Source organism: Pedobacter frigoris (assembly GCF_005116445.1).
GTDB classification, from domain to species: Bacteria; Bacteroidota; Bacteroidia; order Sphingobacteriales; family Sphingobacteriaceae; genus Pedobacter; species Pedobacter frigoris.
Window position 1 is genome coordinate 497625 of record NZ_SWBQ01000003.1, and the last position, 23131, is coordinate 520755.

General features: G+C 42.4%; 20 protein-coding genes. 9 read left to right on the forward strand and 11 right to left on the reverse strand.

What is annotated here, in order from left to right; translation table 11 throughout:
- The first annotated feature begins 208 nt into the window (after positions 1–208).
- The 4 genes from FA047_RS12935 to FA047_RS12950 are packed head-to-tail and all read left to right on the forward strand — an operon-like array spanning position 209 to position 2365.
- A complete protein-coding gene (locus FA047_RS12935; RefSeq protein ID WP_136836481.1) occupies positions 209–592 on the forward strand; it encodes a hypothetical protein in 384 nt (127 codons plus the stop codon).
- 4 nt (positions 593–596) lie between these two features.
- Positions 597–1022: a hypothetical protein gene (locus FA047_RS12940; RefSeq protein ID WP_136836482.1), complete on the forward strand. Its 426-nt coding sequence runs from the start codon at positions 597–599 to the stop codon at positions 1020–1022.
- 13 nt (positions 1023–1035) lie between these two features.
- Complete coding sequence (locus FA047_RS12945; protein ID WP_136836483.1) at positions 1036–1548, forward strand: hypothetical protein; 513 nt, start codon at positions 1036–1038, stop codon at positions 1546–1548.
- Positions 1541–2365: a hypothetical protein gene (locus FA047_RS12950; protein ID WP_136836484.1), complete on the forward strand. Its 825-nt coding sequence runs from the start codon at positions 1541–1543 to the stop codon at positions 2363–2365. The genes FA047_RS12945 and FA047_RS12950 overlap by 8 nt, the downstream gene beginning before the upstream one ends.
- 60 nt (positions 2366–2425) lie before the next feature.
- Here the strand turns inward: FA047_RS12950 and FA047_RS12955 are convergent, their stop codons facing one another.
- The 3 genes from FA047_RS12955 to FA047_RS12965 are packed head-to-tail and all read right to left on the reverse strand — an operon-like array spanning position 2426 to position 7799.
- Complete coding sequence (locus tag FA047_RS12955) at positions 2426–5554, reverse strand: error-prone DNA polymerase (RefSeq protein ID WP_136836485.1); 3129 nt, start codon at positions 5552–5554, stop codon at positions 2426–2428.
- 2 nt (positions 5555–5556) lie between these two features.
- On the reverse strand, positions 5557–7062 hold the full coding sequence (locus FA047_RS12960; protein WP_317130918.1) for a Y-family DNA polymerase: 1506 nt from the start codon (positions 7060–7062) through the stop codon (positions 5557–5559).
- The gene (locus FA047_RS12965) at positions 7059–7799 is read right to left on the reverse strand and encodes an ImuA family protein (RefSeq protein WP_136836486.1); all 741 of its coding nucleotides are present in this window, start codon (positions 7797–7799) and stop codon (positions 7059–7061) included. The genes FA047_RS12960 and FA047_RS12965 overlap by 4 nt, the downstream gene beginning before the upstream one ends.
- Positions 7800–8002: 203 nt before the next feature.
- Between FA047_RS12965 and FA047_RS12970 the strand changes: the two genes are divergently transcribed.
- Positions 8003–8476, forward strand: coding sequence for an ankyrin repeat domain-containing protein (locus FA047_RS12970; RefSeq protein ID WP_136836487.1), 474 nt, complete (start codon positions 8003–8005; stop codon positions 8474–8476).
- A 51-nt stretch (positions 8477–8527) separates the two neighbouring features.
- Here the strand turns inward: FA047_RS12970 and katE are convergent, their stop codons facing one another.
- Both katE and FA047_RS12980 read right to left on the reverse strand, forming a co-directional pair.
- Positions 8528–10663, reverse strand: coding sequence for a catalase HPII (gene katE, locus FA047_RS12975; protein WP_136836488.1), 2136 nt, complete (start codon positions 10661–10663; stop codon positions 8528–8530).
- A gap of 85 nt (positions 10664–10748) precedes the next feature.
- The gene (locus FA047_RS12980; RefSeq protein ID WP_136836489.1) at positions 10749–11192 is read right to left on the reverse strand and encodes a hypothetical protein; all 444 of its coding nucleotides are present in this window, start codon (positions 11190–11192) and stop codon (positions 10749–10751) included.
- A gap of 371 nt (positions 11193–11563) precedes the next feature.
- On the opposite strand from FA047_RS12980, the gene FA047_RS12985 reads away from it, so the two are divergent.
- Positions 11564–13258: a hypothetical protein gene (locus FA047_RS12985; protein WP_136836490.1), complete on the forward strand. Its 1695-nt coding sequence runs from the start codon at positions 11564–11566 to the stop codon at positions 13256–13258.
- A gap of 173 nt (positions 13259–13431) precedes the next feature.
- Here the strand turns inward: FA047_RS12985 and FA047_RS12990 are convergent, their stop codons facing one another.
- The 4 genes from FA047_RS12990 to FA047_RS13005 are packed head-to-tail and all read right to left on the reverse strand — an operon-like array spanning position 13432 to position 18768.
- On the reverse strand, positions 13432–13803 hold the full coding sequence (locus FA047_RS12990) for a VOC family protein (RefSeq protein ID WP_136836491.1): 372 nt from the start codon (positions 13801–13803) through the stop codon (positions 13432–13434).
- Positions 13790–14020, reverse strand: a complete 231-nt coding sequence (locus FA047_RS12995) for a DUF6965 family protein (protein WP_136836492.1) — start codon at positions 14018–14020, stop codon at positions 13790–13792. The genes FA047_RS12990 and FA047_RS12995 overlap by 14 nt, the downstream gene beginning before the upstream one ends.
- Before the next feature lie 53 nt (positions 14021–14073).
- Positions 14074–17418: a DUF5107 domain-containing protein gene (locus tag FA047_RS13000; RefSeq protein ID WP_225872724.1), complete on the reverse strand. Its 3345-nt coding sequence runs from the start codon at positions 17416–17418 to the stop codon at positions 14074–14076.
- 21 nt (positions 17419–17439) lie between these two features.
- Positions 17440–18768 (reverse strand): sugar porter family MFS transporter, encoded by a 1329-nt coding sequence (locus FA047_RS13005; RefSeq protein ID WP_136836493.1) that lies wholly within the window; start codon positions 18766–18768, stop codon positions 17440–17442.
- 129 nt (positions 18769–18897) lie between these two features.
- On the opposite strand from FA047_RS13005, the gene FA047_RS13010 reads away from it, so the two are divergent.
- From FA047_RS13010 to FA047_RS13020, 3 genes are all read left to right on the forward strand, one after another.
- Positions 18898–19821 carry an AraC family transcriptional regulator gene (locus tag FA047_RS13010; protein WP_136836494.1) on the forward strand — a complete coding sequence of 308 codons (924 nt, stop codon included), beginning with the start codon at positions 18898–18900 and terminating at the stop codon, positions 19819–19821.
- 21 nt (positions 19822–19842) lie between these two features.
- On the forward strand, positions 19843–20928 hold the full coding sequence (locus FA047_RS13015; protein WP_136836495.1) for a metallophosphoesterase: 1086 nt from the start codon (positions 19843–19845) through the stop codon (positions 20926–20928).
- 160 nt (positions 20929–21088) lie between these two features.
- Positions 21089–21406, forward strand: coding sequence for a hypothetical protein (locus FA047_RS13020; protein ID WP_136836496.1), 318 nt, complete (start codon positions 21089–21091; stop codon positions 21404–21406).
- Positions 21407–21419: 13 nt separating this feature from the next.
- Here FA047_RS13020 and FA047_RS13025 read toward each other — a convergent pair whose 3' ends face one another.
- Together FA047_RS13025 and FA047_RS13030 are read right to left on the reverse strand one after the other, a co-directional pair.
- Positions 21420–22703, reverse strand: a complete 1284-nt coding sequence (locus FA047_RS13025; protein WP_136836497.1) for a M56 family metallopeptidase — start codon at positions 22701–22703, stop codon at positions 21420–21422.
- A 6-nt stretch (positions 22704–22709) separates the two neighbouring features.
- Positions 22710–23090, reverse strand: coding sequence for a BlaI/MecI/CopY family transcriptional regulator (locus FA047_RS13030; protein ID WP_136836498.1), 381 nt, complete (start codon positions 23088–23090; stop codon positions 22710–22712).
- Between the last annotated feature and the right edge of the window lie 41 nt (positions 23091–23131).

Consider the following 23131-nt stretch of genomic DNA (forward strand, 5'->3'; position numbering starts at 1 on the left):
AGAACAAGCTATCATTTCAGGGGCCAAAAAGAGGTCGTTTTCCCCTGTGTTTTTACGCAGTTAATCAATTTCACCGCTTTCGGTGATTTACCGTTTTAGCTAAATAAAACCTTAATTCTCAAACACTTTCACAAATACTCATGAAATCCACCCCTTGTTTTCTTCGGATTATTATATATAAAATTGTCCTAAACTAATATAACACTCTATGTCTTTAAAAATTGAAATGACGGCCAAAACTATGGCCAGTCTTGACTTGCTGATCAGCAAGAAACAAGCTAATGATGAAAGGTACTGTGATGAAATGGCAGATCAACTGGCTAACGCAGCAAATGGATTAGTAACTGCCGGAGTAACCGCAGGAGCAGTAACAGCAACACCTGTAGCAGGCGCTGCAACGGCGGCAGCTACAGTTACGGTAGCTACAGCAGTTGCTACCCGCTTACTAGGAAGCGAAAGCACACTCCAGGATGAGCAAGTAGACAGGCCACTTACCGAGGAAGAGACAAAAACATTAACCGAGATGGGTAAACACATGCCATTAGACGCATTAATTGCATTGAGGAATATGGCCATTCTTAAAGAAGGTTAATCTTATGTCGAAAATCGAACTTACCGCTGAGCAGTTTTCAAGTCTGGATATGCTCATCAAAAAAAGAGAAAACAATGACGTCGATTTAGATGGTCGTGTAGCTATCGTTGTTGCTAAAGCTGTTACCGCCTGCAATGATGCCACCTTATACGTTACGGGCTGTCGTTTTACTGAAAAATTCAAAATAAAAGCCAATGATACAGCAGGTACTACACCAAAAGATTTGGCATTTGTAGCCACTTACAATGACGCAGTTCCTACTGCACAACAGGTCACTTTTCAGGTAATAGGCGTGAATGAATTTGCACAGATTGGAATATCAAATCAGCCTGATTTAGATGATCTTTCAAACGAAGAACTGACAGTCATAGCAAAGAATCTTCCTCTGGATGAGTTGATTGAACTCCGTAACAAAGCGATTGTCGTTTAAAAATTAATCCAAATTGAATTACATTTTTATTGCAGTTATCGCATTCTATGGCATATGGTTTTTAGGAACCATATGCCATCAATTTGATTATAAATGGGTGGCCGGCATTCGCAAATTCGATTATTTCAGAATATTGCCCCGCTGGACATTCTTTGCTCCAAACCCGGGAACTACAGATTATCATCTGCTGTACCGTCATATGGACAAAAATGATCAGGTTTCGGATTTCAAGGAAATCCCGCTGCACGACAGACATGCATCTTCATTTATATGGAATGCCAGTAAAAGATCTAAAAAAGTACTGTTCGACCTTGTACAGGAAATGAACAGAATTTGTAATAGAGAAGATGTAAATGAAGCTGCTGTCAAATTATCTTTCAGCTACATCTGCATTCTAAATTTCCTTACTAAAATCCCTAAAGCTCAGGATACAAAATCAATACAATTTGCCATCGTGGCTTCCAGCGGATTTATTGAGTATGGCGAACCAACGTTAACCTTTTGTTCAGATTTTCACCATGTTTAACTTTTCACAATATTTCAGCAATTACGAACAGTGTTATCAGGTGATCACCTGGCTCACCTGTATCGGACTTTTAATCGTTTCTTTTGAATACCTCGCTATACATAAGGAATTTAAGCCTGATGGTGTTTATTCATGGAAAGTCTTTAGATCAAGGCACAACTTCATCAACAACAGGCTATTCCATAGATTAGATTTTTTGTTTGGCTACACTGCATTCATCGTATGCCAGCTGCTGATTATTGGATGCTGTATAATACTGCCTTTTGCTCAGGATCACCTGCTCAAAGCTATTTTGATTGCCATAATCTGTCTGATTTCGTTAATGATCTCTTTCCGAAACATTGTAGGTGCCGATGGCTCAGACCAGTTATTTTCCATCATCCTGCTTACCTTGTTCATTTCTTACCTGATTAATGATCCGTTCATCTATAGAATCGGCCTCATCTTCATTTCAGGACAAGTAGTCCTCTCCTATGTAGTAGCCGGAATTGCCAAGGGAATTTCCCAAAAATGGAGAGGCGGACAGGCCATTATCATGATCATGAATACCAAGACGTATGGACATGAAAAAATTGCAACCATGCTGTCTGCTTCTTCCAGGGCCTTTAATATCTTTTTGTGCTGGAACATCATTGTAGTCGAATGCTTGTTTTTTGCAGTCATTTTCCTGCCTTGCCCCTGGTTTATTCCATTTCTGATATGGGGATTTTTATTTCACCTGTACAATGCGGTAATAATGGGGCTAAACAACTTCTTCTGGGCTTTTTTAGCTGCATATCCGTCCATATTCTACCTGAACCATTTAATAACCGGATAATGTAAATATATTTACCCCCTTTAATCCGCAGATCTCCTGAACGTAAAAGCTCAGGAGATCTCACTTAAAATTCCTTCCACCATGAAAGACCTCACGTTCTTTCTCATCAGAAACAGTAAGGCCACGCAGTAGCTTTGTCAGATCAAAGCAGCGCCTGACCACTATATGGATCACTGATCCTTCAATCTGCAGTTTACCTTCTACCATAAATAACCGCGACTGGAGGATTTCCTTACGGTATTCTTCAAAAACTTTCTGCCAGACGACCAGATTAGCAAACCCACTTTCATCTTCAATGGTAATGAACAAAACTCCTTTAGCGGTTCCCGGTCTTTGCCTCACGGTGATTAAACCGGCTACTTTTATCAGGTCACCATTTTTGAATTCAGATAAACGTGCGGTCTCCTCTACACGCAGCAGCCGCAACTTTTCACGTACAAAACTTACAGGATGTGCTTTTATAGACAAGCCTGTAGCTGCATAATCCTGTACCACATGCTCTGCATCTGTCATTAGCGGAAGCGACACCTGTCCCTCATGCACACTTTCAGAAGGCTGACCTTTAAAAAGTGCTACAGGATGATCCTGCAGGGATGAAGCTTCCCATAAAGCTTGCCTTCTGTCCATATTCATCGAGCGAAAAGTATCAGCATCACTTAGTATTTCTATGACATGCTGAGGTATCCCCACCCCATTCAGCGCACTGATACTTTTATACCCTTCCTTAGGCCGGTTGCTGATCAAGGTATGCATATCATCTTCATTGAGCCCGGAAACCTGCCGGAAACCTAATCTTACCGCACAATAATTTCCGTCTTTCTCTTCCATCGTATTGTCCCATTCAGAATGATTTACATCTACAGGGCGCATCACCACGCCATGGCGCTCTGCATCAATCACAATCTGGGCTGGCTGATAAAAACCCATTGGCTGACTATTCAGTAAGGCTACAGCAAAGATATCCGGATAGTGACATTTGATCCATGAGGAAATATAAACCAAGTGGGCAAAACTTGCGGCATGACTTTCAGGAAAACCATAACTCCCAAAACCTTCCAGTTGTTTAAACACCCTTTCTGCATATTCTTTTTCATAACCCTTGTTGGTCATGCCATTTACCAGCTTTTCCCGGAATTCACTTACCATCCCCTTGGCTTTAAAAGTAGCCATACTTCGCCTCAGTTGATCGGCCTCTGCGGCACTGAAACCGCCGGCAACCATCGCAATTTCCATCGCCTGCTCCTGGAAAAGCGGTACGCCTTTGGTTCTACTCAAAACCTCCCTTAATTCTTCTTTTGGATATTCTTCCGGTTCAATCCCATCTCTTCTTCTCAAATACGGATGCACCATATCACCCTGGATAGGCCCTGGTCGCACAATAGCTACTTCAATCACCAAATCATAGAAGTTTTGCGGCCTTAACCGCGGAAGCATGGACATCTGTGCACGGCTTTCAATTTGAAATACCCCCAGTGTATCTGCTTCACAGATCATGTCATAAACCTTAGGATCATCCTGCGGAACATTTTCCAGAGTCAGATCAAGCCCATAATGTTGTTTTGCCAGGTCAAAAGCCTTGCGGATGCAGGTCAGCATACCCAATGCCAATACATCAACTTTTAAAATGCCCAGCGCTTCCAGATCGTCCTTATTCCATTCCAACTGGGTTCGGTCTTTCATGCGGGCATTCATCACCGGACAAATGTCGGAAAGCTTAGATTGTGTGATCACAAAACCACCTGTATGCTGCCCCAACTGTCGGGGAAACCCAATTAATGAGGCGGTCAATTCCAGCACTTTATGGATCAAAGGATCATCAGGGTTCAATCCCTGTTCAACAACCCTTTCCCGATCAAAATTATCTTCATAATGATGCCAGATGATGCCTGAAAGGCGTTTTATTGTATCTTCAGATAAACCCATGGCCTTCCCCACATCCCTTACCGCACCTTTATGCCGCTCCTGGGTAACGGTTGCGACAATAGCGGCATGCTCCCGCCCATAGGTATCATAGATCCATTGTATGATCTCCTCCCTCCGCTCATGTTCGAAATCCACATCCACATCCGGCCATTCATCACGGGCGTCCGACATGAACCGCGAAAAAAGTAATCTTGATTTAAGGGGATTTACAGGCGTAATGCCCAGGCAAAAACAAACGGCACAGTTGGCTGCAGAACCACGCCCCTGGTGCAGGATACCCAATTCTGTCGCTTTGCTGGTATAGGCATATATGCGCAAAAAATAAGGCGCTAGTTTACGCCGCTTGAAAAAATCCAGTTCAAATTGTATCTGTTCCTGCAGTTCTTCAGGCATTTGATCACCCAGCATTTTTTCCGCTCCCGCCCAGGTCAATTCTGCCAGATGTTCATCGGCCGTCCGCCCATCCGGACTGGCCCATTCCGGCTCCAGGTATTTGAGCGTATCCAATGAAAAGTTGCAGGCATCAGCTATCTCCTGTGTGCGTACCAATGCTTCAGGGTATTGATTAAATAATCGTTCCAGTTCTTCTTTACATTTCAAATGCCGCTCTGCATTGGCATGCAAGTGAAAACCTGCATTACTGATGGTACATTTCTCCCGCACGCAGGTCTGTATGTCCTGCAATTCCCTTCGGTCAGCAATATGATAATGCACATCATTAGTAGCCACCAAAGGAACACCCAAATGAGCAAGCCGATGAAAGCGCTTGTTGTCATTTCCGCTATAATAACGTGAAATAGCCAGGTATAGCTCCGTCCCGAAAATCCGCTTATATTCCTTTAGGTCTTCCTTAAAATCTTCATTAAAATCAAAGCGGGTGTTCAGTTGCTCAGGAGGGATTACAATAAACTTAATACCCTTCCTGTAAGCATATACATCCCTTTTGTACAGCTGGCACTTGCCTTTTTCTGTGCGCAGATTACCCAGACTCAGCAAGGCACACATGCGCCCCCAGGCAGCAATATCTGTAGGGTAAGCCAATAAACTGGGGCCGTCTTCCAGATCCAGCCTACAGGCCGGGATGATACCAATTCCTTTGATTTTTGCCTGCTGATGCGCACGCACTACTCCGGCCACACTGTTGCGGTCGGTGATCGCTATTTTCACATAACCCAGTTCAGCAGCGCGTGTCACCAGTTCCTCTGGATGCGAACCACCCCGCATAAACGTAAAATTAGTAGTTACCTGTAGCTCTGAGTATTCCATATTCAAGAAAAAAATCCATGTAAATACCAGCCAGAGCGTTCATCATGATAATGTCCGGAACGGAATATCCAATACCGGCGTCCTTCCTCATCTTCTACCACGTAATAATCCCTGTGCTGCCCCTTGTCTTCCCACCATGGTCGTTCAATACGTTCTGCATCATCTGCCTTTTTAACCACATGACGTACTCCTTTATAGATAAAGAACATAGGGGGATTATCAGGTAGTATCGAGCTCACGTGTATACTTACAGGTTTAGGCAGCAGCAATGATGGCCTGGGCCGGTCTTCACGCCATGAAGTAGCCGGAGGTTCCTTGAGGGAAGATGCCAGCTTCAGGGATTTTTCAGGCCAATGACGCTCCTGAGGTAAATAGCGATGAATTTTATCCGCCCCAATCTTATTGGCCAGCGTATCTAAAAGTGCGGATAAACTTTTATCCGCTAGTCCGCAACCTTCCGGCTGCCATAAATATTCCTGTTCGGAATCCGTATCACCTACCTTATGGGCTTCCAGCATAAACAATTCAATGCCCAGCTTAGGCCGGATCAACTCTATTTTTAATTCAAACAGCTGGTATAAACGTGCGACATGACTGGATGCACGACTGCTTCCAATCTGGATCTGTATGATTTCTCCATCCAGTCTGTAACATTTTAAAATAGCGACGAGTATACCCTTCCCATCCTTATAAAGCCGTTCGCACAAGCACTCTAATAATGTTTTAATTGCAATCCCGATACCTGTCCTGGTGCGTATAGGCTCCAGACAAGGCAAACGCTCTAGGTAGGACTCGGCTGGCTGTAAAAGTGTCAAAGGTTCATCTTCATAGCCCAAAGCCTGATCAATACGCAGTAAAAAATCCTGACCAAAGCGGCGGCGTAATGCAGAACGCTGAGTACTTATAAAACTTCTTATGGTATAAAAGCCCAGTTTATGCAACCGGTCCAATACCAAAGGCTCCAAACGCAAAGCAGCAGGAGGCAGATCCAATAACGCCTCTGCTTGTCCGCCCGGTTCGATAATCGGTTTTACCTTACCTAAATGTGCGATTGCCCAGGCGGCACCTACTGTATCAGCCAAAGCACCACGTACATGATAACCTTTAGAAATCAACCGGGTTAGCATTTCCTTCAAGTATCCGCGCTCTCCTCCCCACAAATGCGCGCATCCTGAAATATCCAGAATCAATCCATCGGGCAGGTCGACCGCAACCTGAGGGGAATACCGGATACACCATTCACCCAGGGCGATCAGTAACTTCTCCTCTTGTCCTTCTATATGAGGCACTACCTCCAGGCTTTTTGCTATTGCTTTGGCATCGGCCAGTGCCATCCCCTTAAAAGCACCCTGCGCTTCTGCTAAGGAATTAGCCGCGGTAACGACCACACGGTTATGTACAGATGCAGCAAAAACGAAAGGTACTTCTTTAAGTTCCGGCCGTTTAAGCGTCAGCCAGTCCGTCAATAAATAACGGAACCATAAACATATAAAGCGCTTGTTCATCATGCGTAATGTCCGGTCATCAGTTTTACAACTGCCTCTTCTTTTTCAACCACATCAACGACAGGCCTGAAAGCATCTTGTACCCATTCCAGTTTCCAGCTGCCAGGGTTACCATTTCGGACACGGAGCAAATCAACCTGCCACCGCGGGAAACCCACTCCTGGTAGTTCATCCTCCAGCACACTTGGCAAAGGGGTAATTTTCCAGCGGGCCACACAGGTATTACTGCCCAGCTTTTGCGGATCATTACGCAGTAAAAAACCGGTTACCTTACTGCTTTCAATGGCAAGTTGCAATCGGCGCGACTGGATAATATTGATTTCTTTAACTTCCGCTATTACAGCAGCCAGTCCGCCACATTTTAATGCTTGCTCCATTACCCAGAGCACTTCTTTTTCCGCTTTAGCATCAACAAAAATAACCTGCTCAGGGGCTACATTAAACGCAATTAAAGATGGTGGAAAAAACGTTCTGGAAGTACTGATCCACAAACACACTCCCCCCTGTAACAGGAGTGTTTTAAGAATACCGGCAATAAATCCAGCACTTGCCGCTGCATGCTCCGGCTCTACCGTTATAAATTCATGTATTGCTTTTTTTGGAAAAACACCATTTGGGAAAGCGCATTCAATCGCCCCAAGACCAATGGCCTCAGCAGAGGCAGTCCCCTGCTGCTTAAAACCTTGCCAATGCAGAATATCCTGCTGCAATTTGTCTATCAATTCTTTTGTCGCGTTCATAGTACCCTTCCTTACTTTTTAGCGATTTTTATTAGTATCACAAATGAATCAACAAATATAATACTAATAATATTAGTATTATGATTAAATATGAAAAGATTTATTTTGCTTGGCATAGATAATTTCTCCTGAAAAGCATAGGTTCATAAAACTTAATCAGTGCTAAATGGTTACAAGATGTAAACACATCACATTTAAATTTTATGACACAAACAACTCAGGTCATCATTCATGCTGCGAGATTAGGCAATATAGAAGTACTTCAGGAATTAATCCGCCAAAAAACAGATCTTGATACACAGGATGAGAAGGGGTATACTCCTCTGATCATTGCTTGCTACAATAACCAATATCAGGCGGCTAAGTTATTATTGGAAGCCGGAGCCAATGTAAATGCACAGGACAGTGGCGGAAACACTGCACTAATGGGGGTCGCTTTTAAAGGATATGCGAACATTGCGGAATTGCTGATCAGCTATGGAGCCAATTTAGACCTTCAGCATGGCAACGGCGGTACAGCACTGATGTTTGCCGCCATGTTTGGCAGAAATGAAGTCTTACAGCTCCTACTAACCCACGGAGCTAACAAGACAATACTTGACGTTCGCGGACTTTCTGTTCTGGATCTGGCTGCGCAACAGGGAAATACCGCAGCGATAAACATACTTCAAGCATAATTAGTAAAGGAGTATTTAATGTGATCGCATTAAATACTCCTTTGTAAACACTTATGCCGGCACCTGACGTGGTTTTTCACGTTCCCAGACACGATGCTGTGCAATAGCAACAATAAATTCATCAATAAGCTTCTTAGCATCACCAATCACAAGCCCGGGCTGTTTAGCCGAACCAAAATAAGTGGCATCCAATACAGCCTTAGCATCCTGATCAGCCGCTATCGCCTTGCAATGCTTAAACGCTTCGTTCAGGAAATGTACAGCATTGGCCTCTGCAGCTATTGCAGCTACACTCTTATCCCCTCCCGGAACATATACCGCGTCATAAAGCACAGATGCAGCAGTTAAAAAACTTTGATCCACAGGAATTTTAGTCCCATCCGCTGCAGTTAACTCACCGAGTTTCGGAGCGATCACTTCTACCACAGCGCCCTCTGCTGTTAACGCTTTTTTAACGGCGTTCAACGTGGCTCCATTTACTCCATCAGCAGCCAGAAACGCTATTTTACGTGTTTTAATGGTATCTTTAATGGTATTGGCCATACTCAGTGCCGAAGATGATTTTAAACTGCTTTTTACAATCAGAGAATCATAATCTTCCGGTTTCCCGTCAGCCGGGATGCTATGATTGATCGGACGTTCCGGTTTTTCAGGGACTTTTAAGCCAAGGGCGAAAGCAACATCCCCTGCCAGCTTTTGATCAATCAGTTTAAGAATACCCAGCATCCTTTCCCGGATGGCAACTGTTTTAACCTTACCAAGCTCGAAGCTCAGGGCATCTGTAATGTGGTTCTTTTCGGGCTGGGACTGACTATTGAAAAACAAGTTTGCCTGACTGAAATGATCAAAGAAACTCTTACTCCTGGCCCTTACCTTTTTGGCATCAATCCTCTCCTGGTAAGATGTAAAACCGCCGTCAGCTGCTTTAACCTGTTGCGGATCATTATGACCAAGAGAATTTGGACCATAACTGGTTTTACCCCTATTAATAGTTTGACGCATATAGCCATCTCTCTGGTTATTGTGAACAGGTACAACCGGGCGATTAATAGGAATCTCATGGAAATTAGGTCCGCCCAAACGGATCAGCTGGGTATCGGTATACGAAAACAACCTGCCCTGCATCAAAGGGTCGTTACTAAAATCTATCCCCGGCACGATGTGCCCCACATGAAAGGCTACCTGCTCTGTCTCTGCAAAGAAATTATCCGGATTGCGGTTCAGCGTCATTTTACCTACGCGTTGCACAGGCACCAATTCTTCAGGTATTAGTTTTGTCGGATCCAGCAGGTCAAATTCAAATTTAAATTCATCGGCTTCAGGCACAATCTGCACACCCAGTTCCCATTCCGGAAAAGCACCGCTTTCGATGGCTTCCCATAAGTCACGGCGGTGAAAATCAGGATCCTTACCTGAAATGTTCTGAGCCTCATCCCAAGCCACTGAATGCACACCCAACAACGGTTTCCAATGAAATTTCACAAAACAGCCTTCGCCTTTCTCATTGATAAACCTAAACGTATGCACACCGAAGCCCTCCATCATCCGCAGACTACGCGGAATGGCCCTATCGCTCATTGCCCACATAATCATATGAGCCGATTCCGGCATCAGCGAAATGAAGTCCCAAAAAGTATCATGTGCTGAAGCAGCCTGGGGCATTTCGTTATCAGGCTCTGGTTTAACAGCATGTACGAGATCAGGAAACTTCATCGCATCCTGTATAAAGAATACCGGCATATTGTTACCCACCAGGTCAAAATTTCCTTCCTGTGTATAAAACTTTACAGCAAAACCCCTGACATCCCTGGCAAGATCCGTAGAGCCGCGTGAGCCCGCAACCGTAGAGAAGCGTACAAATACTGGTGTTTCTGTTTCCGTGTCATTCAAAAAATTTGCCTTCGTCACATCCCCCAGAGATTTATACAACTTAAATACACCATGGGCGCCAGATCCTCTTGCATGCACAATTCTTTCAGGAATGCGTTCATGATCAAAATGCGTGATCTTCTCCCTGAGGATAAAATCTTCCAGCAAAGTAGCCCCGCGCTCGCCTGCTTTGAGAGAATTCTGATCGTCGTTGATGCGTACCCCGTGGTCAGTTGTCATCTGTTCCCCGGTTGCATCTGCCAAATGAGGTTTCAGCTTCTTTGTTTTTTCATTTTCAGGTTGGTTTCCTTTAGCCATAGTAGTAGATTTGATAGCATGATAACTACCCGGAATGAAAATTGTTTTAATTAGAAACGATATCCGTCTAATTTTAACTTATCAGCTATTTAAGCTTGAGCTCCAGTTTTTTAATTTCAGTCGAAAGCTCACTGACCTTGTCCTTAGACTTCTCAATTTTTGAATGCAGTTTAGTCATGTTATCTGCATTCTTTTTCGAATCTGCGGCAGCTTTAGCAATCTGTTTGGCTTCTTTATCTGAAGTTGCGCCATCCTTGCTCATGTCTAATGCATTACGCTTAGCCTTTTCAGCATAGTTCAATGATTTTTCACTTCTCTCCTGAATCTCCTGTGTCCATTTTTCCTGAGCTTTCTGCTCGTCCACAATCTTCAGTTTCAAGCCATTTACTTTTGAAGTTAACTTGATCCTTTCCTTTTCCAACTTCAAGACCTGAATAGAATCTCGGCCAATTATTTCTTGTGATTTAGCATTGTTGACCCAAAAGCAAAAGCTAAGGGGCAGAATCAATAAAATAGATTTTAATTTCATAGTGTAGGTATTTAAGATACCATTGTATAGTCAATTGAAATACCAACCGCTGGAATTGTCATTCAAGGTGCACGAATAGAAATGTCCAGTAAAATGCTGTGGATTTATAGAGATCATTTGAGCAATTGCTTACATGCTCCTTTAACTCCTTCTACCCATTCTTTTAAAATTTTCATCTTTTACCAATTAATTATATATGATTTTTGGTTAACCAGAATGTCGTAGCGATTAAATCTTCAATAATGCAAACGTTTTCATTATTACCATAATAACAATTGTTCAGCTAAATAAAGTCCATATAATAAAAACTTAACCACATCACACTTTAAACTTAAAAAACCTAATAACCAACCATTTAACAACCTAATCGTATGAAACAAAAACTATTATTATTTACAGCAGTAGGCATTTCTTTGATTCAGCTATCTTGTAAGAGAAATACAGATCTGGACCAAGCTGGTAAATCACATTCAATTAATGCAAAATCGTCAACACTGGTGACGGCTGCAGCGCTAAACGCGGGTGGTTTTGTGACCAATCCCGTCAACTTAAATATTGTATACTTTGTTCCCACCGACAATCCTGCTCCCAGCGACTATAAAACCCGTCTCAGTGATTTGTTGATTTACCTCCAGAATTATGTAAAAGGTGAAATGAACAGAAATGGCTTTGGTGATAAAACATTCGGAATGCCCATTGATCCTGTGACCAACCGCGTCAGGTTTATCGAAATTCCCGCACAGGAAGGCCAAGCTGGATATCCTTATTCTGCCAGCGTTTCTGCCGGAAAAATATTGAATGAAATTGCTGTTTATAAAGCCGCACATCCTACTTTATTCAGCAGCAACAACCACACCCTGATCCTGCTTCCTAAACGCACCGATGTTTTTGATCAACCTTATTACGGCTACGGCCGGAATTGTTTCGCCGTAGATCATTCCGGTTTAAGTGTTGCCAACCTCGGAAATTCTTCGCAAACGAGTACTTTAATTGGAGGAATGCTACACGAGCTGGGGCATGGTCTAAACTTACCTCATGATGATGCAAAAGAATCAGAGATTACCCCTCTTGGCACTAGTTTAATGGGAAATGGCAATAGCACATTTGGTTATTCTAAAACCTTTATCTCCTATGCTGATTGTGCAATACTAAACCGCAATGAGGTGTTTCAGTCTACCAGCGGCGGTAGTTTCTATGGATCAGCAACTACTTCGAGCAACATTACCCAATTTACATACGACGCCGTAAACAAAACGATCACACTGGGAGGCAAAACTACATCTACAGCCACGGTATCACACATTTTACCATTTTACAAGTCTGCCATTAGCAGGGAAATTGCCTGGGGTGCACCTGTGATTGGTACTGACAGCTTTAAGATTGTATCTAAGGTAACTGACCTGAAAAACCGGACCAACATCAACTACACCATCCAATTGAGAACTTTATTGACCAATGGTTCTATCGCACGCACAGATTATAGTTTCAAGTTTGTAGGGGACGTACCAACGTTGATCGATTCCGCTACGCTCACACAAAATTGTTCTTATGGTGGGTACAATGTAAGGGTTGAATATGGTTCTTATACCACGGCAGACTTGACCGCAAAAGGAATTAGCGACAATGATATATCTGCATTAAAACTTGGAATTGGCAACAAAATCACGTTATATGACGGTGATAATTTTTCAGGCACAACTTTATCACTTTTAAAAGATGATGACTGTCTCGCAGACAATAGCTTTAATGACAAGGCTTCGTCATTTATTTTTCTTCCGGTAGCAGTCGGTAATACCTTAAAGGCCAATTTCTATAAACATTGCAGTTATGGAGGTTATAATATTGTCCTCGGGATTGGTGGTTATACTACAGCGCAGCTAACAGCAGCCGGAATAACCAACAATGACATTTCCAGCATAAAGGTTCCGGCAGGACTTAAAGTTACTTTGTATGCCGACGATAATTACAGGGGCACCAAATATGTGATCAACTCAAATACAAACGTATCCTGTCTGCCGGCAGCTTTTAATGATTCGACCAGTTCACTGATCATCTCAAGAAATTGATTTAATTAAAGAGGCCGTTAGTTCGGCGCGCGTTCACTATGCGTTCGTATCAACCAGGGTGTTGCTAGGGTGTTGGTTCGGTGTTGACAGGGTGTTGATTCGATCTGGAACGAACCAATACCCCAGTTGATACGGAGCAATACCCCAGATGATACGAGCGCATAGCGAATGCATTAAGAGACCATAAACTCACCAAAATGCCACAATATCCCTGAAGGGTCATGTAAAAAACACTCTTTACCCCAATAGTCTGCACGTATGGGGCTAAGCCTGGCATCTTTATATTTGGAAGGTAAGTCCAATGCTAAAAGTTCCTGATAATATTGCTCAACATCAGCTACTTCTATAAAGATCATGGTGTTATCAATCCAATCCTTTACATATGCATCCTGAAGGTAAAACGCGATATTTTCAGTTTTGAAAACAGACATATTATGCGTAATTACTTCTTCCTGAAACCCAAGGTCCCGATAGAAACTCCGGGAGAGTTCAAAATCTTTGGCACCGATAAACGGTCTGATGGATTTCGTTTTATATGCTGTCATCCTGCGTTTCCTCAACTATTTTAATGAAATCTTTCAAATGCTGATAAGCCGGCGGGTATCCTTTAGACCCTACTGCTGTTCTCAGGATATTTAGTTGTCTCTCAATAAAAACATCTACATCAACTATTGTACTTCCACTGTATAACTCGATAGGAGCATTGGGCAATTTTAATCCATGCAAACTGTTTTCTAAATCCTGTACTTCTTCGGTTGTCATGAGACAAAGTTAGCAAATGAGTCTAGTATTTAAACCATAGATCAGGCATTTCATTAAAGCAGCCCCATAGTTAACAGCTTTAGGTGTGTAGTAGCCCCCTGGTGGTTAAGGTCTCTATCCAGTACCTCAACAAACATTTTTTTCGCTTCCGCTGTTCTTCCGAGTCCGAGATGACCAAGGCCAATCAGATAACAGCAATGGATATGATTTTTTAAATTAAGATCCTGATCAAATACCAGCAGGTCGGGCAGTGAAACTGCAAAATAGTCTATTTTGATCTCGTCATGCAGATGCAGCTCACCAAACTGGATAAACCGTTCAAAGATTTCTTTTGCCTTGTCTTTGGCATTCAGCTTTAACCATGCCAATCCCTGATAGAAGATTTTATCCGGCTGTGGATCATTGTAAAATATGGCCTGAACCGGTTCCGTAATCCCACTCGTAGCAAGTAAAAACTCTGCTTCTGCCCGATCTGCAAGCCCTAACTTCTGATAAGCACAACCCTTCAGGTAATTTATATCGTTTTCCTGAGCGCCGTATAACTTCCCTTCTCCCAGGTTATGAGGATACTCCTCTGCCGCCGAAAGGAACTCCAGTGCTTTTTCATATGCACCTTCCAACAATGACTTTTTAGCCAGCTCAATATGACAAAGCAAGTATTGTCCAACCACCTTACCTTCGCCGCCCTCCCAGGGATGAAACTGCCTGCTGGCAATAAGTTTCCTGGCCTCTTCGTATAAGCCCAGGTGATTGTATAAGGTAATCTTCTCCAGGTACAAATCCTCGCGATAATCAACGAGTTGTGGATATGCCTCCAGTAAAGCCAGGCGTTGGTGCGGTGCATAACCCATTTTTTTATGCAGCTGATCCAATTCCATAAATACCCTGGCATCTGTGTTATCCAGACTGAAAGCTTTTTCAAGCGTCTGTAATGCACGTTCCGAATCATTCAGATGGTTCTGATAAGCAAGAGAAAGATTACGATGAGCGGTAGGAAATGTATCATCTATTGCTACAGAATGCTCCCAGCACGTCACTGCATCTTTGTATTGCTGTTTGCCATACCAGAAATTGCCCAGGTAATAAGGATCCTTTGCATCAGCAGGATTGAACTGAATGGCAGATTGTAATACATTCACATCCTCTATGCGGTGAGGAAAACAAAAATCTGGCGCTGCATTTTGTCCTTGGGTAAAATACATTTTTGCCAATTGCTCATCTCCCATTTGTATACAGCACCAGCCCATATAATAATACACCATTGGGTTTACTGCTGCAGCATTTTCGGCGAGGTACAAAGTCAAAAGTCCTGTCGCATCTTTATATAATCCGGCCTGCGTATAATCCAGTGCACACTCAATATAATTATGAACGTCTTTTCGAATCAGTTCCAGGAATTGATTTAAAGATGTTATCGATGCACTTAAATTTCCGGCCTCCTGCAGGAGGATATACTTTTCATACAGGCAACCGAAATTGAACGGATCAATTACCAGGGATTCTTCAAGGAAAGACATCGCCTCTTTATGTCTTCCCATTTTACGGAGAATTGCCGTTTTAAGGTGGCGTACAGAATGAGCATGGTAATTACGCAGCAATGATTTATTAACCAGATATAAGGCATCCTCGTAATCTCCTTTTTCTGAAGCAATCCTGGCTAGAGCAAAGAAACCTGCATCCTGCCAGGCAGCATTCCATGTGGACTTATAAATTGCATCGTAAGCTTCGTCTAACTTTCCCTGCATTTTTAATGACCAGCCCAGATTATAATAAGGTTCTCCATCATAAGGATTGGGATTACGTGATGTTAAAGTTTGAATGGCTCTGCGGAAGAATGGCTCTGCTACTTCAAATTTACCGCGTCTCATGTACCACAACCCCATGGCATTGTTACATCTTATATCACCTGGTTCACGTTTCAATCCTTCATTGTAATAGTCGGTAGCTACATAAGTCGCATGGCGGTATTGCTCTATGTGCAGTCCATTGAGGTACAATTCTTCTATAGAAGAGATATCAGCAGGATCTTTTGCTGCTGTCGCTGCTGCGGGGATTTCTTTAGCACCCACTTCCTCGTGTTCGTAACTTACCAACAAACTCCGGTCTTGTTTCTCCACACGTACTTTTATACTTGCCGCTGAGACTTCAGCATTCAGTTGAATGCTTTTTTCAAAAACTGCTGATGGCGAAAGGTCGAAGCAGCTGCTATCTTCCAACTCTCCGTCTATAAACAGACTTATCATTGCCGAAGGGTAAGATGAAGTAGCGTATACCTTTATGTCGACGGTATTCCCATTAAGTTCTACATTCAGCATGGCTTCTTTGGTGGCATTCTTTACTGCCCCAACTTTGGCATAAGGCATAAAATATTGCTCAAATGTCTTTTCTTCATTAGGTTGCAACCAGGAGAAATCAGGTTGGTTATCTGTAAATACACCTGTCATGAGTTCGATGTATGGTCCATCTTCATCTGTCAGGTTCCTATCCCAGGATTGACCAAAATCACCATCGCCCCAGGTCCATTGTTTTTTGCCTGGTGCAACATGATGGTTGGCCACATGCAGCATCCCAGCCTGTGTATCGTGTTCATACCCTCCTATAAAATTGTAATCGGATCTGATGGCCATATAAGAAGTCGGCACCGGAATGTTTTTGTAACGGGAGATGTCCGTTCCTGGTGAATAGTCCTTTTTATAATAAGTACCTGTGGCTATTGGAAAATCTGAAACATCACGCTTTCCATGATCAAAAACAGCATATACATCCGGTGGAAAGATCGATTGATAATGATCGTTCACTTTTACTGCCGGATTCGCCCACCACAAAAAAGTTTGCGGAAATGGAGTACGGTTATAAACCTTGCCTTTGATTTCGAGGTACGCCTTGTCAGGATATAAGGTAAAACCAGCCATTCCTTTGGTACGGAACATCACTTCAAGTTCATTTACCCATACCGTTTTACTGCCGTCAGCATGTGTTTCTATCGTAAAATCCACGGGATCGAAGGTACTTGGACGGTGATGCTGCGGCCAGTTGAATTCTATTCCTCCTGAAATCCAGGGACCTGTAAGGCCTACCAGTGCGGGTTTAATGACCTGATTGTAATAGATAAAATCACGATTACGCACTTTATCAAAAGCCCGTTGTATCCTGCCCCCGAGTTCCGGAAGCACCATAATTTTCAGGTATTCATTTTCAATAAATACTGCTGTATATGCTTTATCTATCTTCTCATCAGATATTTTTTCGATCACGGGATGTGGGTAGACTGCACCAGTACTCCCCTGATAAACTCTTTTATCCAGAAAAATTGGATTCTTCTCCGGATTACCTGTTTCGTACGTGGGGATAATTACCTGTTCCACCCATGCTTTTACTTCCATAGTATTAATTGGCATTCTTGATAGATATAATATTGATTAGTGTGGTGTAAACACCGATTCCAGCTCTTCCAGGGTTTTTCCTTTCGTCTCTTTCACTCTCGCTCTTATAAAAAGAAAGCCCAGCACACAGATTCCTGAATACAGGTAAAATGTATAGTCCATGCCTATCCATTTTGCCAGGACAGGGAACGTAAAAGTGAGTATAAAATAGGCTGCCCATAAACACAATACCGCAATAGACGATGCTGCTCCCCTTACATGATTTGGAAATATCTCGGAAATCAAGACCCAGGTAACTGGTCCCAATGAGATGGCATAGGTGCCTATTGCAGCCAGTAAGAATACCCCTACTAATGCTGATTGTACAGAAAGTAACTGAGCTATAATCACGTACAAAATAGCCAATGCCCCGGCCCCGAATAGCATCAATGGTCTTCTGCCCATTTTATCTACTAAAACCATAGCCAGAAGTGTAAAAAAGAGATTCACACCACCTATAAACACCGTTTGAAGCAGTTGATCATCCTTAGATGCGCCAATGCTTGCGAAGATATTCGACGGGTAGTTAAAAACGACGTTAATACCACAAAACTGTTGAAATACTGCCAGCACAATACCTATCAAAACGGCCGGGAATACTGCCTTTTCAAATATAGCCTTGTAGCTTACCCCCTGATTGCCTTTCAACGTGGCTTTCATAGTATCTACAGAGCTGATCGAAAAGTCTTTCCCCCCGATTTTCTCCAATACAGCCAATGCCTTATTTTCTTTCCCAGCTTTGAGTAACCATCTTGGACTTTCCGGCAACCAGGCTACACCAAGGACAAACAGCACCGAAGGCACAGCCCCCAGACCAAACATCCACCTCCAGGCATCAGGGCCACTGTTACGCAGCGAATAGTTGATCAGATTGGTCATCAGTATTCCAAGTACAATCGTAAGCTGATTGATACTCACCATTCTGCCCCTGTATTGGGCAGGAGAAACTTCTGCGATATACATGGGTGACAACAATGACGCCATCCCTACGCCTATTCCTGCTACAAAACGGGAGGTAATAAATGAATATAGTCCCGGTGAAAAAGCCATGGCAAGTGAGGATACACCGAAAATAACCGCTGCAAAAAACAGTCCGGGTCTGCGTCCGTATTTATCTGCTACCCGCCCTGCCGTAAGACAGCCTATAATAGCGCCGAGCGCAAGTGAACCGGTGGCAAAGCCTTCCCAGTATTCATTCAATCCAAACTGATCACGCAAAAATGGCAATGCTCCCGATATAACGGCAAAATCAAAACCAAACAGATATCCCCCTAATGCGGAGATGAAGGAGATAGACAAAAGATACGAAGTTTTAAACTGCTGCATTTGTAGGTTTAGGTTAACTATATCAAATTTGAAGTTATATAACTAACAATACAATAGAAATATTTATGAAAGGGATGGACAATATTACGGAATAATCTATATAAATTCACAGCGATTAACTGGCATGAAATGGAGAACGAAACAGCTGACATCAAGAAGAAAGAAGGTTTTAATGGTCAAAAGGCAATTGTATTGCCAAGATCCATTATTTCAAAAGATTGTATGACCAACCCCCTGCTCTCTGGTACCTACATCACAGATATAGGATTCTATCCCAAAGCGAAATTTCATTACCGTGAGCGCGACCATGGCCTGGACCAATACATCCTCCTGTACTGCATAGATGGAAAAGGCGATGTGAAAATTGAAAAGACTGCTCATACCCTCTCCGCAGGAAATTTCATCATCATACCTGCTGAAAAATCTCATGCTTATGCGTCTGACAAGAACAACCCATGGACTATCTACTGGGCGCACTTTAAAGGTCATTTGGTTAAATCTCTGATCAGACTGTTACTTAAAAGACAGAAGAGCTATAAAGGTTTTGTACAGTTCAACGAGTCCAGGATAAAGCTATTTGATGAGATCTATTCAAACCTGGAAAGAGGATACAGCATAGATAACCTCTGCTATGTAAATATCAGTTTCTCCCATTTTCTTTCGTCTTTTATTTTCGATGAGAAATTCAACTATTCCTACAAAAAAAGCATGGCTAATCCCGTTGATATTTCTATAGAGTTCATGCAGAAAAACCTGCATGCCACCTTTACGCTTGAGGAAATTGCCAGATCTGTTAATTTATCACCCTCTCATTTCTCCGCATTATTTAAAGAACAAACGGGTTTTGCCCCAATTAAATATTTCAACCACATTAAAATACAGAAAGCCTGCCAGTACCTTCAGTTTACCGACCTCCGAATCAAAGAGATCTCGGCAACACTGGGTATCGACGATCCGTACTATTTTTCCAGGATGTTTTCCAAAATCATGGGTGTCTCGCCACAAGACTATAAAGTAAAAAGAGAAATGCTCAGGGAAACAAAGTTTTTATAACCTTTTAATTCCAAAAGATAGATGCGTAAATTATTACAAAGATTGTTTTCCCCTCTAATCATCAGACTGGCTAATAAGTACTCATCAAGACCGGACAGTAACCGCGTGCATAAGGCGCTATCTGCATTATATGATGGTATATTGAAGCATCCAGGAAAACGGGGCCAACTTATTGAACTTGGGAATACTCACCGGATTATCTTGTTTTCTGACCAGCACAAAGGAAACCGCAGCCACCGGGACGACTTTGCACTTTGCGAGCAAAATTACCTTGCGGCACTGTCTTACTACAATAAGCTGGATTTTCTGTACTGTAACATGGGCGACAGTGAAGAGCTTTGGAAAAACATGCTGCTCCAGGTTATAAAACACAACAAGGAAACTTTTGAAGCGGAAAAACGCTTTCTGGAGCGCAATGCTTACATTAAGCTTTTTGGCAATCATGACCTGTATTGGGATAATGATCCACTGGCAGGGTTTACATTGGAAAAAGTATATGGGACTAAAATCCGTATTTATGAAGGGATAATTTTCAATATACCAGTCAAAGATCAGCTACTCACCATCATGCTTACTCACGGACACCAGGGAGACCTTCAAAGTGATGGCAACTGGTTTAGCAAGTGGTTCGTTTCCAATGTATGGGGACCTATCCAGGGTTTTCTACGCATCAATCCCAACACACCTGCTTTTGACAACCAGCTTAAATCCGAACACAACCAGATCATGTACGACTGGACTGCAAAACAAACCAATCTTGCATTGATCACAGGTCATACCCACCAGCCGGTGTTTAACTCTCTGACCCACCTGGAGCGTACTTACATCAGGCTCGATGAAGCAAGAAAAAATGGCGATAAGGCCACTGTACAAAAATTGGAAGCAGAGCTTCTGGCCGGGAAAATCAGCGGCAATACTTCCCCCCGGTTGGAATACTCCAAAAATACCTACTTCAATACCGGTTGCTGTTGCTTTAATGATGGAGATATTACCGGGATAGAATTAGAGGATGGAAAAATCAGGCTCATTGAATGGAAAAAGGACATCAATGATATCCCACAGCGTATCATTCTGGAAGAAACCACACTTGAAAACCTATTAGGTTAAGCCATTTCCCATTGATGTCCCTCTATCCATACCAATCGCGATCGTATCATTCTAACTATTTGCTTAAACACACGAATTATCTAGCTAATGCCATTTATTAAAGTTATATTCACTAACAATCATAACTCGTTCTGAGTAAGGTGAAGAAACCCTAAAAAAAATGACAGCTAGAGAAATTGCACAGCAAGCCAAATTATTTCAGTTTGAGCTCAATAGTGCCAAATACGAATATAGTTTTTCGAGCACAGACAGCTGGATTTTCCACCAGTCTACTGCCAGTGAAAAACTGGCTCTGGAACAAAAATTTTATCCTGTGCTTTTCGTAAAGTGTGAATATGAAGATCTCGCCAGTCTCGCGGGCATCTTTATTCCGGCTGAAGAAGGAGCAGGTAAAGAGCAGAATAAATCTCAGCTACTCGCCAATTCCAAAGATCGTATATACCTCGTTGCCCATTGTGATACCAAGCTGAAATACTAAGCCAAAAGCCTATTTAAGACTTCTTTGGTTTAGACACGATCAGGATCACACCATTTTTTCCCCGTTCTCCATAATTAGTGGTAGCAGATTCATTTTTCAGAACTGTAATGGATTCAATGTCGTTAGGACTGATAACATTCACCGAAGCTACTTCAACCCCGTCTAGAATGTATAGCGGTTGAGTGGTTGAATTTATGGTTTTAAGTGGCAAGGGTCGTTCGATCAGGTTTGTTGTATCCGGTACTACTGTATTCATTTCATGCTCATCAGGCAGTTTGGTGATGGCAATTTCTTGTCCAACCTGAGTAATTGCCGGTTTATTTTCAACAGCAGGTAGATTAGCCGCTTTCTTATGCTGACCAGTTTTCGGAGCCGGTGTCAACTTAGACGTATCTACCAGAGGTTTGTACTGAGTTTCAGCAGATTTCTGAGACGCGATGATAATAAAATCAGGCTCTGCAAAAGCCCATAAAAAAACTGACAATGCCGGCAACAGGATCACTGTTGTGAGTTTCTTCATGGATGAAGAAGCAGGTTTCATCATCATCTTTACACGTTTCAGCTTATCGTAGTGAGAGAAGGAACTGGCCAAAGCAAATACAGGAGTACCGAGACTATGGTTTATCAATGCGGCACGATAAATCGCTGCAGAATTGCCTTTATCAAGCACCGCTGTATCAGCTAAAAACTCATGATTTTGTTTGATCAAATGCAGGTATAACCAGGATAAAGGATTAAACCAGTGAATGGCACAAAATAATTGAACAACCAGCAAATCAATCCAGTGTTGCTGGTTTACATGTGCAAACTCATGCTCCAGGATCAGTTTCTTTTCAACTTCTGAAGTTTCGGCGGCACTGTCTATGATGATGTAATTAAAGACTGAAAATGAGGTTTTGAATGCAGGTGTTTTCACCAATTTATAACCTTCTAAAGACGTATAACCGTATTTACTGATTATTTCTTTTATCCGGCTCAGACCTATAAAATGTCTGATCATCAAAAAACAAATCCCCAGCACATAGGTAACCAATACTGCGTAAAGCCAGAAATTGCTGCCTTTCTCTTCAATTGAGATGGCTTGCTGTGGTAAGGACATGACGTCTGGAGAAGCAGGAATGCTTACCGTGTAGGTATAGGTATAAAATGGAAGCGCCACTGCGCAGAGCAAACCACTGAGCAAAAAATACCTGTTGAACTTATAAAAAGTCTCATTTTTTAAAAAACACCAGTAAATTCCCGAAAATACGGCAATACATAATGTAGATTTTAGAAGGTAAGTCGCCAGCTGTTCCATAATACCTTATTTTTCTTTATTCAATTCATCTCTGGTATCTTTTATTAAAAGATCCAGTTCCTCAATACTGTAATTATTTTCCTTTGCAAAAAAAGAAGCCATGCTTGCAAATGAATTGTTAAAATAGTTTTTCAGTAATCCAGATAACTGACTTTTTGAATAAACTTCTTTTGCAATCAAAGGTGTGTATATGTTGGTCCTGCCTAAATTATCATGGGCAGCAAAACCTTTATTTTCCAATATGGTCAGTACAGTTGATACTGTAGTCCTCGCCGGCTTTGGATCTTCCATCTGATCACGTATATCTTGCACGCTACCCGAGCCTAATGTCCACAGTGCTTGCATGATCTGTTCTTCTGCCTTTGTCAATTGTGATGTTTTCTCCATAACGTTATAAATATATGACTATTTTTATAGACAACAAAACA

Coding starts and splice junctions, on each gene's coding strand:
- FA047_RS12935 (WP_136836481.1), top strand. CDS start 209: ATGTCTTTAAAAATTGAAATGACGGCCAAAACTATGGCCAGTCTTGAC.
- FA047_RS12940 (WP_136836482.1), top strand. CDS start 597: ATGTCGAAAATCGAACTTACCGCTGAGCAGTTTTCAAGTCTGGATATG.
- FA047_RS12950 (WP_136836484.1), top strand. CDS start 1,541: ATGTTTAACTTTTCACAATATTTCAGCAATTACGAACAGTGTTATCAG.
- FA047_RS12955 (WP_136836485.1), bottom strand. CDS start 5,554: ATGGAATACTCAGAGCTACAGGTAACTACTAATTTTACGTTTATGCGG.
- FA047_RS12960 (WP_317130918.1), bottom strand. CDS start 7,062: ATGATGAACAAGCGCTTTATATGTTTATGGTTCCGTTATTTATTGACG.
- FA047_RS12965 (WP_136836486.1), bottom strand. CDS start 7,799: ATGAACGCGACAAAAGAATTGATAGACAAATTGCAGCAGGATATTCTG.
- FA047_RS12970 (WP_136836487.1), top strand. CDS start 8,003: ATGACACAAACAACTCAGGTCATCATTCATGCTGCGAGATTAGGCAAT.
- katE (WP_136836488.1), bottom strand. CDS start 10,663: ATGGCTAAAGGAAACCAACCTGAAAATGAAAAAACAAAGAAGCTGAAA.
- FA047_RS12980 (WP_136836489.1), bottom strand. CDS start 11,192: ATGAAATTAAAATCTATTTTATTGATTCTGCCCCTTAGCTTTTGCTTT.
- FA047_RS12985 (WP_136836490.1), top strand. CDS start 11,564: ATGAAACAAAAACTATTATTATTTACAGCAGTAGGCATTTCTTTGATT.
- FA047_RS12990 (WP_136836491.1), bottom strand. CDS start 13,803: ATGACAGCATATAAAACGAAATCCATCAGACCGTTTATCGGTGCCAAA.
- FA047_RS12995 (WP_136836492.1), bottom strand. CDS start 14,020: ATGACAACCGAAGAAGTACAGGATTTAGAAAACAGTTTGCATGGATTA.
- FA047_RS13000 (WP_225872724.1), bottom strand. CDS start 17,418: ATGCCAATTAATACTATGGAAGTAAAAGCATGGGTGGAACAGGTAATT.
- FA047_RS13005 (WP_136836493.1), bottom strand. CDS start 18,768: ATGCAGCAGTTTAAAACTTCGTATCTTTTGTCTATCTCCTTCATCTCC.
- FA047_RS13010 (WP_136836494.1), top strand. CDS start 18,898: ATGGAGAACGAAACAGCTGACATCAAGAAGAAAGAAGGTTTTAATGGT.
- FA047_RS13015 (WP_136836495.1), top strand. CDS start 19,843: ATGCGTAAATTATTACAAAGATTGTTTTCCCCTCTAATCATCAGACTG.
- FA047_RS13020 (WP_136836496.1), top strand. CDS start 21,089: ATGACAGCTAGAGAAATTGCACAGCAAGCCAAATTATTTCAGTTTGAG.
- FA047_RS13025 (WP_136836497.1), bottom strand. CDS start 22,703: ATGGAACAGCTGGCGACTTACCTTCTAAAATCTACATTATGTATTGCC.
- FA047_RS13030 (WP_136836498.1), bottom strand. CDS start 23,090: ATGGAGAAAACATCACAATTGACAAAGGCAGAAGAACAGATCATGCAA.